Origin of the sequence: Serratia oryzae (assembly GCF_001976145.1) — a bacterium.
Classification (GTDB): Bacteria; Pseudomonadota; Gammaproteobacteria; order Enterobacterales; family Enterobacteriaceae; genus Chania; species Chania oryzae.
In genome coordinates this window covers 280,177-291,995 of the sequence record NZ_MOXD01000007.1, presented here as the reverse complement: position 1 = coordinate 291,995, position 11,819 = coordinate 280,177, and the positions used below count along the sequence as shown (strand labels likewise).

The following is an 11,819-nucleotide window of genomic DNA, read 5'->3' as shown; positions in this document are numbered from 1 at the left end:
TGGCCGTGCCGATCGCGGTCGAGCCGTTGTACACCGTAATGGTGTTGCCGGCTTCGGCGCCCGTCCCGCTGAGGGTCGGACGGTTGTCGTCGGTAGTGCCACCGGCAACCACGTTCCCCTTGTTCTGGCCCACCTGATCGTCCACGCCGGTGATCGCCACCAGGCTGGCATCCGGGGCCGAGTAATCGGTGGTCAGATCAAATGACTCGGATGGCGCACTGGTGTTGCCCGCGGCGTCCGTTGCCGTGGTGGTGATATGGTGTGCACCTTCAGGCAGCGACGTGGTTGGCGTAAAGCTCCAGACCCCGTCGTCGCCGGCCTTGACCGAACCCAACAGTTTACCGTCGTCGTACACATTAATGATGCTGCCCGCTTCAGCCGAACCCGTGAAGGTTGGCGTGCTGTCGTCGGTCACGCCGCCGCTGGCCAATGGCCCACGGATGTCGCCCAGGTCGTCAATCGCACCACCGATCACCGGTTGTGCTGGCGCTTCCGTGTCCACCTTCAGCTCAAACGCCGGGGAGGTCACGCTGTTGCCCGCGGTATCTTCCGCGGTCACGGTCAGGCTGTGATTGCCGTCGCCCAGGTCGGTTTCTGGCGTAAAGCTCCAGCTACCGTCCTGCTTCACAATGGTGGTGCCCAGCACGGTGTCACCGTCTTTCACGGTCACCACGCTGCCCGGCTTGCCGCTGCCGTTCAGTTCTGGACGGGCGTCGTCCGTCACATTGCCGGGCTGCAGGCTGCCGGTGTTCGGCCCTGCGCTGTCGATCACTGAACCCAGCTGTACCAGGACCGGGCTGTCGTCCACCACGATCTTCACGCCCGGGCTTGGCTCGCTCACGTTGCCCGCCGGATCGGTCACGGTGGTGCTCAGGGTGTGGTCGCCGTTGTCCAGCGGTTCGCTCGGGGTAAACGTCCAGTTGCCGTTCTCGTCGATCACGCTGCTGCCGATCACCTTGCCGTTGTCGATCACCGTTACGGTGTCGCCCGGTTCGCCTTTCCCTGTCAGGGTCGGTGAACGGTCATCGGTGGTATCGCCCGGCTTCACTTCCCCGGTCTTCTCACCCATGTTGTCGATGATGAGGATGTCGCCCTGCGCATCCGGGGCGACAGTATCAATCACGATCCCGAAGCTGCCGCTTGGTGCGCTGACGTTGCCTGCCGCGTCGGTCGCGGTGACGCTCAGGCTGTGGCTGCCATCTTTCAGCGCCGTTTCCGGCGTGAAGCTCCACGTGCCGTTGGCATCGGCAGTGACCGAACCGATCGCCTGGCCGTTGTCAAGCACGGTCACGATATCGCCCGCTTTGGCGGTGCCGGAAAGGGTTGGGGTGCTGTCGTTGGTCACATCATCCTTCTGCAGTGGCCCCACGTGCGGCTCGGCGTTGTCCACCACGCTGCCGATCGCCGGCTGGGATGAGACAGGAATAAACAGGCTGATGTCATAGCTCGGTGAAGAGAAGCCGGTACGGTTGCCCGCCGGATCCTGCGCCACGATCGCCAGTTGGTTGTTGCCTTCCTGCAGCGGCAGTTCAGGCGTCATGCTCCACTTGCCATCTGACTGCACCACGGCACTGCCAATCAGGTGCTGGCCGGCGCTGTCGGTGGTGTAAACAAACACGGTGTCACCGGCGGTGCCGATACCGCTGATCAGCGGCTGGCTGTCATCAGTGATGGCGCCGTTGTCCACCAGGCCCTGGCGATCGCCCACGCGATCTTCCACCGCCGTAATCGCCAGATGCTCAGGATCCATGGGCGATGGCGTGTAGTCGGTGGTCAGTTCAAACACGTCGGACGATTCGCTGGTATTACCCGCCTTGTCCGTCGCAGTGGTGGTGATAGTGTGCGCGCCTTCCGGCAGCGCGTCGATCGGGGTAAAGGTCCAGCTGCCGTTGTTGTCAGCGGTGACCGAACCCAACAGTTTGCCGTCGTCGTACACATTGATGATGCTGCCCGCCTCGGCCGTGCCGGTGAAGGTCGGCGTGCTGTCGTCGGTCACGCTGCCGCTGGCCAACGGGCCGCGGATCGCCCCGGCGTCATCAATGGCGGCGCCCAGCACCGGTTTGCCCGGTGCCGCAGTATCGATCACGATGTCAATCGGGTTGGACGGGGTGCCAGCGTTACCGGCCTGGTCAACCTCGGTCACCACCAGCTTATGGCTGCCGTCTTCAAGCGGCTCATCGATGACGTAGTGCCAGTTACCCTGGTCGTCAACGACCGTCGAGCCCACTTCTTTTCCATTATCAGTGATGATGATGACGTTACCCGGCTCACCCACCCCGTTCAGTTCCGGGTGTTTTTCATCGGTGACGCTGCCGTTGGTCATCGGGCCAGTCACGCTGCCCGTGTTGTCAATCATGCTGTCGATGTGCTGCTGGGAAGGGGCCTGGGTATCAACCGTAAAGCTCCAGCCGCCAGACGGCTCGCTCTGGTTGCCCGCCGGATCGGTCTGGGAAACCGTCAGGTTGTGCTCGCCATCGGTCAGGGCCGTGTCGGGCTTGAAGAACCAGCGACCGTCTTCGTTGACTTCGGTTTCACCAATCACGGTGCCGTTGTCATAAATGGTGACCTTGCTGCCCACTTCGCCGCTGCCGCTCAGTTCTGGGCGCGGATCGTCGGTGACACCGCCGGCTTTAATCTCACCAACGACATCCCCCACTTTATCCATGACATGCTGGAGACCCGGTGCATCCGGAGGCGTGGTATCGACGTTAAAATTCAGGGAGCCGGAAGGCGAGCTGACATTGCCCGACGGATCGGTTTCGGTGACCACCAACTGGTGCGAACCTTCGCCCAGGGCCGTATCAGGGGTAAATGTCCAGTTGCCGTTGCCGTCAATCACCACGCTGCCAATGGTTTGGCCGTTGTCATAGACGGTGATGAGATCGCCGGGCACACCCTGGCCGCTCAGAACCGGGCGGGTTTCATCGGTGACGCTGCCGTTTTGAATGGTGCCGGTAACGGCACCGGTCTGGTCTAACGCCTGGCCGATAGCCGGTGTTGCCGGTGGCGTGTTGTCGGTCTGGTTATCGTCAGTACTGCGGTTATGATAGACAATGGCTGCGCCGGCACCGATGGCGGTAGCTGCAGCCACCCAGCCGAGCAGGCCAAACAGGGCGTCGTGGTTGTCATCTGAGGAGGTAAAGATACCGTTGCCGCTGCCCAAAGCGGGGCCACCTAAAGCGACAGGGGAAAACTCACCTTCGCTGGTCAAATAGCCATGTTCGTAGCCTTCTCCCGACAAGGGAACATAGGCATATAACTGCCCATCTTCCGCCATGCCCAGCAGTACTGGATTGTTGGCATCACCATTGAAGTAATCTTCAATAATGATACTGGCTTTGGTATCTCCTTCCTGGATAACGTGTAGCGCTTTCCCTACACGAGCCAAGGTAATATTTTCTGGTGCAAAATCATTACCCAGATTTTTCAGCAGATATTTATTACCGTGAATCAGTTTAACTTTAACAGCCTTGTTTGCGTTCGCAGTCAGCAGCCGAGTTTTTCCTTCTCCACTGTTAACAGCCAGAACTATTGTTTTATCCATGTAAGTCATGACTCCAGACATAATTCCGATTAAAATTCAATTGCATTCCCTGATAACAACCTATCCTCGCATTGTCACACGAGTTAATCACCGAACATCTTATCACCAATTACCCGTCAAATTAGGCCTCCTCACAAGGCTATAACCACACAAAAACAATACGCTAAGTAAAAATAAGAAAACCAAACCAACAAAAAAACATAACAACATGTTTTTATTGGATTTTTAATATAAAAACCCATAACCAATCACAATTAAATACAATAAAGTAAGAAAAAATAATCCTAAGATTAAACAAATAATCCATTCCTATAATTAAGATTAAATCACTATTTTTAGGATTAATCTAATTCAATAAATGTTGATAAAAGTGCAAAAAATCATCAACAAATAGTTTTAAAAAGAGAAAATCCCGAGTGAAGATAAGTACAAAAACTCGCCATGAATGATAATTAAAATTAATAAAAAAGAGAAAGTTTGGTTACTAATAACCCACTCAAGATGAAAGAACCCGATAGTACGGAAAGTTAAGTTTGACAGCTGAAAAATTCAGCTAGATGTGGCCTAAAACGCAAACACTGCAGATAGCAGAACACGGGGGGAAGCCACCAATGGTCTATTTTTTTTAATAGAAGAAAGTACAATAGATATAGTAAGATAGTACAAAACCCTCGTCTTCCTCTCTCACATCCGATATGACAGAACGGCGACGTGCCAAGATAGTTTTTTGTTCTATAAGCTTTGGATGTTCCAATACAAGAAGAAGAAGGTATTGGAACCGGCCAAAAAAGTGACTTAATGTGCTGAACTAATGGGTAACCGCTTAGTACCAATTTTGCGCAGTATATTAGACTTATGGGCACTAATCGTTTTTTGACTTCTTGACAGTTTAATTGAAATTTCCTTATTCGTTGCACCATCAAGGTACATCTTCAGGATCTCCATCTCCCTCCGCGTTAGACCAACAGACTCAAAATACTCCTCATTGAAGAGTTCTGAACTGTCATTCTTCAAACTATAGACATCCCATGAATAACAATATCCACCGGCTAGAACCATATTTATCGCATTAAGGAAAAACTCAACACCACTTTCGTACTCAATAATTCCACGTACATTGCTCAAGTGATTGAAGAACTTATGCAATGATTGCTCTTTTTTAGCCAAAACAAGAACGGGGACGCTAGACAACAACGTCAGTTTTTTTAAATTTTCAACCGGTTGAGCATCAAGTTTCTTGCCATCAATAATACAGATATCATAAGGCTCTGATAATGCCTTATTACTGCACTCTTCCACACCTTTTAGAATAATTGATGACTCTGGGTAGCTAGTCTCAATGATGCGGATAATCCCTAAACTTCCAATGTTTTTTTCACCCAAGTATAAAACTTTCATCTTAAAATCCTGTTAATACTGCCGTCCATATCCCCTTTATACTTGAAACTATAGGGGAATCAGCAACCGCCTCTCACTCGGGTTACTGGCCATAGCCAGCCCATCGACATCCATGCGTACGCCTCCTGGTCAATAAACTCCAGGGAGCCAAACCTAATGCAACACAGTGTGATAGCATATAAAACCGCGTAAAGAAGTGTGGTAAGCAGTGACTAAAATTCCATTTATCGTCTTCTTTTCATTAATGCGAAATGAGTAGAGTTTGCATTTAAAAAATTTAGATCTGAGCTATCGCTAATTATTATTATCCATATCAGGGAGGATTCTACTTTTCCCCAATAAAATAGAAATAAGACTTCACGAACCCACGTCGTAAGATAATTCCTAAAAACAAATCACTAAGCATTTTCTTATAAGGATAATACATGAACAATAATGAAAAAAAAATAGATTCTATTGATTATTCGTTTAAATTGACGTAAGTCATTGGTTTTTATATAAGAAAAATCTTAACAAAAAGCCAGAAATAGACCTAACATAGGCAGGAATAATAAGATGATAGATATATTTGCAGGAATATTCCTACAAGGCATAAGTAAAGCGATCGTTAAACAGGATAGTCTCGTTATTTAACAAATCACCAATACTACTTACTCTGTAAACCATACACCGAGTTTGGTAAACGAAAAGCAAACAAGTATAAATATCCGTATAGAGCAGTAATAGGATATTACACACGACAGACCGAGGCAGACTGGCATTGATACAGAGCATATCCGCACAGGGCTGTCCGGAATGACTCAGAATATGGCAGTCCCCCCCCCACTCATGATATCGTTATTATCACGCACGGATTTCAGCGTTATGATTACCACGTGGATAATAGATAAAATCCTGTTGGCTTTCCCAGTCGGGCTATTCTGCTTTAATTCGCGTTTTTTCAACAGGATGGAAATAGTGCCTTTGGCTTTTTCACCAAGGGTGCAATGGGGGCAGAGATAACACAGCGCTTGCCCCCACATTCAGATCACGTATCAGTTTGAGGCAAGCTTATTTATGCGCCCTTTCCAGAAAAGCCGCCCCACTTCTTCATCTTATGTTGTGCAAGAACAACGTCTTAACGCCCTTGCACAACAGTATCGCGAGGCTATCGCCCTCAATGACTATGCCGCAGGCAAAGCACTCGCAGAAGCTACGCTACGCTTAGTGCCACATAATGCCGATGTGCTTTCCAGCTATGCTCTGTGCTTGATGCGCACCGGAGAATATGAAAAGGCCTACAAGACCTATAAAAAACTGTTACAGCGCCAGCCACTCGAACAACTTCCCGCCACAATGATCGATGGCTTGACGGAAGTCTGCGGCTGGTTAAATCGCCCGGATGAGGTTCGGCGCTTTGGTTTGATGTCACTGGAACAAGGCGATCAGAAATTCGGTGCTTACCCAGCTTACCCATTGCCAGCAACGCATCCCCCAGCATTTAATCCGCATAACCCGGAAGAAAACGCCATCGCGTTCACCCTGTTTGGCTCATTGGTTCGTTACTGCGAAAGTGCCATCATGAACGCCAAAGTGAGCAAAGCATTGTTCCCTCACTGGCATTGCCGTTTCTATCTGGACGATAGCGTGCCGCAGGACGTACAGCGGCGTCTGCGCGAAGAAGGAGCCAAGGTGATCAAGGTGGAAGGAGAGCTACATCAGACTATCCCTGCGTTGATGTGGCGTTTTCTAGTGCTGGACGATCCTGACGTCAAGCGCTATCTCATCCGCGACGCGGATTCACTGCTCTCCGAGCGAGAGCAAGCCGCTGTGGAAGCCTGGATACAAAGCGATTGCTGGTATCACCATATGAGAGATTACTTTACTCATACGGAACTGTTGCTGGCAGGGATGTGGGGAGGCTGCCACAACCCCAACCTGCCTTCGATCATCAACCAGACCCGCGAATACCTGAGCCAGCAGGAGAATCATCGCCGCTTTGTCGATCAATACTTCCTGCGCCAACATCTGTGGCCCACCGTCAGGCAGAGCCTGCTCAGCCATGACGATCTCTTTGGTTTCTATCAGGCACAGCCCTTTCCTGCACATGCTCCAATCCGCTGGCAGACGGACAAGTTTCACGTTGGCAGTAACGCCAGCTATCAGTTAGCGGGCGTAGCCAGCCAAAAGGAAGAAGGTGAATTGCAGTCATGGGAAGTGCTGGATGAACAGGGTAACCGCTTATGCCAGTATGCAACCGTAGTGAAAAACCACGAGTGGCGCGAACTAATGCCTTTCTTTTTGCTTGATCCTATCCTTGCCGGAAGATGGCAACTGCGAAATATCGCTTGATAGCCTTTTAAGGGGCCCTAAATGGGCCCCCTTATGCTTAGGCGCTGTGATCTAGGATCATTACTCCTCCAGCGTAACCTGTTTGAAGATGTGCTTACCGAACGGATCGATCTCGTAGCCTTTCACTTCTTTGCGCACTGGCTCAAAGATGGTGGAATGGGCGATCATCAACGCGGGCATTTGCTCGTGCATCATCACCTGCGCCTGCTCATACATTGCCACACGTTTCTGATGATCGTTTTCTTCACGCGCTTTAGCGATCAATTCGTCAAAGGGTTTGTAGCACCACTTGGCGGAGTTCGATCCCCCGTTGGCTGAGGTACAGGTAAACAGCGGGCCGAAAAAATTATCCGGATCGCCATTGGCGGTCGTCCAACCCATCAACGCCGTCTGGTGCTCGCCGCTTTTCACACGTTGCAGATACTCACCCCATTCAAAAGTGACAATTTTGGCCTGCACGCCGATCTTGGCCCAATCCGCCTGGATCATCTCAGCCATCCGTTTGGCGTTCGGGTTATAAGGGCGCTGCACTGGCATCGCCCATAAATCGATGGCAAACCCCTCTCCCAGGCCTGCCTCTTGCAGCAGTTGCTTCGCCTTTTCTGGCGCATAGGCATAATCTTCAATGCTGGCATTGTTGCCCCATTGGGTAGGTGGTAACAAATTTTTCGCCTGCTGGCCCGCGCCGTGGAACACCGCCTCGATGATCGCCGGTCGATTCACCGCCATCGCCAATGCCTGACGCACTTTCACGTTATCAAGCGGTTTTTTCTCGGTGTTAAACGCCAGAAAACCGATATTCAGACCCGATTTCTCCATCACCTGAATATTTTTATCTTCGCGCATGCGCACTAAGTCAGCGGGATTCGGGAACGGCATCACCTGGCACTCGTTCTTTTGCAATTTAGCGTAACGCACCGCCGCATCTGGCGTGATGGAGTACACCAACCGATCGATCTTCGGCTTGCCTTCCCAATAGTGGTCAAACGCCTTATAGAGGATCTTGGCGTCTTTTTGATACTGCAAAAGCTGGAACGGCCCAGTACCAATCGGATCGTTATCCACCCGCTGCGGCGTGCCAGCCTTCAGCATCGCATCGGCGTATTCCGCCGACAGAATGGTGGCAAAATACATCCCCAGATCGGCCACAAACGGTGCTTCCGCACGCGAAAGCTCAAAACGCACGGTATGATCGTCCACCTTGACGATGTTATTGATCAGTGAACCGAACTCCATCGACTCAAAGTTGGTATATGCACCGTTGGACACCTTGTGATAGGGGTTATTCGCGTCCTTCTGGCGCATGAAGGAGAAGATCACGTCGTCAGCGTTAAAATCACGGGTCGGCGTGAAGAACTTATTGCTCTGGAATTTCACCCCTTTGCGCAGATAGAAGGTATAATTTTTGCCGTCTTCGCTCACTTCCCAACGTTCCGCCAGGCTCGGCTGTAGATCGACAGTCCCTACCTTAAAATCCACTAGCCGGTTGTAAATGGCGGCAGAACTGGCATCCACTGTGGGGCCAGAGGTAAACAGTTGTGGGTTGAAGCCTTCTGGCGAACTCTCTGAACAGAAAACCAGCGTGTTGGCCTGTGTGCTGCTCATTACCGCCAGGGCCAACAGGCCCAGCGTCATTTTCACGATCTTTTTCTGCATTGTCCCATCCCATGAGGTATTAAAAATTAGCTGCACTGATACCAATAAATCAAACAGTTAGGGATGTAAAGCATAAGTTACGACCGCTTACCTCCACTCAAGGGCAAGGCGAGAAAATAAACCAACAAACGTCAGAATCATGCTGTGCATTCTGCTGGTGTCCGCTTAAGGTTACAGTAGCAGCAAAGGAGAAATAATGGAGCCACAACAACAGATTACTGATTGGCTACAACAGGATATGCAACGTATGCAGGCATTGCGCACCGCGCGGCGGCTCGGCCTGCATGATTGGTGCCTGGCAGCAGGTTTTGTACGCAATCTGGTATGGGATAAACGACATGGATACCAAGTGGCCACCCCGTTGAACGATATCGACGTGATCCATTTTGATCCACGCCATCATGATGCACAGCGCGACGGTATGCTGAAATTGCGGTTACAGGAGTGGCTGGTGCAGCCGTGGTCGGTAAAAAATCAGGCACGTATGCACTTACGCAATAACCGTGCGCCTTACCTGAACAGCGAAGATGCGATCAGTTTTTGGCCAGAGATCGAAACCGCCGTCGGTGCCCGGCTAAACGCGGATGACAGTATCACCCTGATCGCCCCCTTTGGCCTGCAAGCCCTATTCAGCGATACCCTCACTTTCAATGCCAAAAGTAACAACCTCGCGGCTTTTGAACAGCGCGTGGTACAAAAGCAGTGGCTGCAACGCTGGCCACGGTTAAAATTAGCCTGACGTCAATATTCGGCATGTTGCTGGCGCTGCTGCTGTAACCGCTCCGCCTGTTGGCGCACGACCTGCCATATCACCTCTGCCGCTGGCGTCAGCGAGCGGTTTTTGCGCCTTACCAGCATCAGCGCCCGGTTAATCTCCGGCATCAACCGCCGCACCTTCAGTTGCCCCCCTTCCGGCAGCGGTAGCGCCAGTGCCGGAAAAATGCTGATACCAATGCCCGCCGTTACCATCGGGAACAGCGTGGCCGGGTGGCCGATTTCCTGCACTACCTGCGCCTTTACCCCCTGCTGGCGTAAAGCGCCGTCGATCAAGGGCCGGCTACCGGAAGCATAATCCTGCAGCACCAGCCGGCAACCGTTAAGCGCCGCCCACGGCACTTCAGGTTGGCTGGCAAACGGATGATCGTTGCGGCACAGCAGCAAAAAAGGCTCGTACAGGATCGCTTCGCAGTCCAGATCCAGCGCCTGGATTGGATCGACCACAATGCCGAAATCCACTTCGGCGTTACGGATGCTTTTCAACACCTGCTGCTGCGACTGATCGCGCAGCACAATGCGGATATCGGGATACTGCTGTTCACCCGCCGCGATACACTGCGGCATCAGATGAGCTGAAATGGTCTGACTGGACGCCACGCGCACCGTGCCGCTGCGTTGCACGCCAAAGCTGCGCGCATCCAGCAACGCAGTCTGTAATTCGTCCAGCAGGCGTTCGACGCGATTGGCCAAGCGCAAACCGGCATCGGTCAGCACCACTTCACGAGTCGTGCGATCCAGCAGGCGCACGCCCACTTCGGCCTCCAGCTCTTTGACACTGTGGCTGACGGCCGACTGCGTCAGGCCCAATACCTCCCCCGCACGGCTGAAGCTGCCATGACGCGCGATGGTGACAAAGACGCGGAGCTGCTTGAGAGAGTAATTCATGTTTTTTATTCATATATGAATTAAATAAATCAATTTTATTATTATATCGTGCCGCGTAAAAATAGCCGCATCGATTTCTCTTGTGAGTCAGTCACCATGAAGTTTCTCCCCGATCGTTTTACCCTGACGCTGGTTGCTACCGTGCTGCTGGCCTCATTTTTGCCTGCACGCGGCGAGTTCGTCGGTTGGCTCCATGGGCTCACCGTGGCCGCCATCGCCCTGCTGTTCTTTATGCACGGTGCCAAGCTTTCCCGCGAAGCCATCCTGGCGGGCAGCAATAACTGGCGTTTGCATCTGTGGGTGATGTGCAGCACGTTCATCATCTTCCCGGTGCTGGGGGTGCTGTTTAAATGGTGGGCGCCTGTTAACGTCAGCCCCGAGCTGTATACTGGCTTTATTTATCTGTGCATTCTGCCCGCCACGGTGCAGTCAGCAATTGCCTTTACCTCGCTGGCCGGGGGAAACGTGGCGGCGGCAGTATGCAGCGCTTCAGCCTCCAGCTTGCTAGGGATTTTTGTTTCGCCGCTGCTGGTGGGGCTGTTGATGAACGTGCATGGCGATACCGGTGGGTTACAGCAGGTCGGCACCATTGTGCTGCAACTGCTGGTGCCATTTATTGCCGGGCATCTTTCCCGCCCGCTGATCGGTAAATGGGTCGAACGCCATCGCAAGCTGATTGGCAAAACCGATCAGACCTCGATTCTGCTGGTGGTTTATACCGCCTTCGGTGAAGCCGTGACGCACGGTATCTGGCATCAGGTGGGTGTGGGATCACTGGTGTTTATCGTGGTGGTCAGCCTGGTATTGCTGACGTTGGTGCTGGTCATGAATACCTATATGGCGCGCTGGCTGGGCTTTAGCAAACCCGATGAAATCACCATCGTATTTTGTGGTTCAAAGAAAAGCCTGGCCAACGGTATCCCGATGGCCAACATCCTGTTCCCGGCGGCCACCGTGGGGATCATGGTGTTGCCACTGATGATCTTCCACCAGATTCAGCTGATGGCCTGCGCGGTGCTGGCAAAGCGTTATCAGCAAAAACAGCAGGAAAAGCAGACGATGTTGAGCACTGAAACTTCGCAGGGATAAATCAGGTGGGCTAACGCCCACCGGAGGTTGATGACAAAGTCGCTTTTGAACCCGAGATACTCGGGCCTAGCGCACCGAGAGGCGCTCCGGCGGCTTACGCCGCTACGACCCCTTCGGCACGCTCTCCCTAATAACGGGC

Annotated in this window: 7 protein-coding genes; 3 read left to right on the top strand and 4 right to left on the bottom strand. The window is 52.4% G+C overall.

All coding sequences use genetic code 11. The features are described 5' to 3' along the window. Both BMI79_RS23125 and BMI79_RS14885 read right to left on the bottom strand, forming a co-directional pair. A partial coding sequence (locus tag BMI79_RS23125) for an Ig-like domain-containing protein (RefSeq protein ID WP_244157348.1) occupies nucleotides 1-3,544 on the bottom strand: 3,544 nt, incomplete at its 3' end. A 795-nt stretch (nucleotides 3,545-4,339) separates the two neighbouring features. Next, nucleotides 4,340-4,942 carry a helix-turn-helix transcriptional regulator gene (locus tag BMI79_RS14885; protein WP_076942913.1) on the bottom strand — a complete coding sequence of 201 codons (603 nt, stop codon included), beginning with the start codon at nucleotides 4,940-4,942 and terminating at the stop codon, nucleotides 4,340-4,342. 1,056 nt (nucleotides 4,943-5,998) lie between these two features. Here BMI79_RS14885 and BMI79_RS14880 point away from each other — a divergent pair. Beyond that, on the top strand, nucleotides 5,999-7,273 hold the full coding sequence (locus BMI79_RS14880) for a tetratricopeptide repeat protein (protein ID WP_076942912.1): 1,275 nt from the start codon (nucleotides 5,999-6,001) through the stop codon (nucleotides 7,271-7,273). Between the two features lie 60 nt (nucleotides 7,274-7,333). Here the strand turns inward: BMI79_RS14880 and BMI79_RS14875 are convergent, their stop codons facing one another. Beyond that, nucleotides 7,334-8,929 carry an ABC transporter substrate-binding protein gene (locus BMI79_RS14875; protein WP_076942911.1) on the bottom strand — a complete coding sequence of 532 codons (1,596 nt, stop codon included), beginning with the start codon at nucleotides 8,927-8,929 and terminating at the stop codon, nucleotides 7,334-7,336. Between the two features lie 196 nt (nucleotides 8,930-9,125). On the opposite strand from BMI79_RS14875, the gene BMI79_RS14870 reads away from it, so the two are divergent. Then, nucleotides 9,126-9,668: a nucleotidyltransferase family protein gene (locus tag BMI79_RS14870; RefSeq protein WP_076942910.1), complete on the top strand. Its 543-nt coding sequence runs from the start codon at nucleotides 9,126-9,128 to the stop codon at nucleotides 9,666-9,668. A gap of 2 nt (nucleotides 9,669-9,670) precedes the next feature. On the opposite strand, the gene BMI79_RS14865 is transcribed toward BMI79_RS14870, so the two are convergent. Beyond that, nucleotides 9,671-10,591, bottom strand: coding sequence for a LysR family transcriptional regulator (locus BMI79_RS14865; RefSeq protein ID WP_076942909.1), 921 nt, complete (start codon nucleotides 10,589-10,591; stop codon nucleotides 9,671-9,673). 96 nt (nucleotides 10,592-10,687) lie between these two features. Between BMI79_RS14865 and BMI79_RS14860 the strand changes: the two genes are divergently transcribed. Then, on the top strand, nucleotides 10,688-11,680 hold the full coding sequence (locus BMI79_RS14860) for a bile acid:sodium symporter family protein (protein ID WP_076942908.1): 993 nt from the start codon (nucleotides 10,688-10,690) through the stop codon (nucleotides 11,678-11,680). The last annotated feature ends 139 nt before the right edge of the window (nucleotides 11,681-11,819 follow it).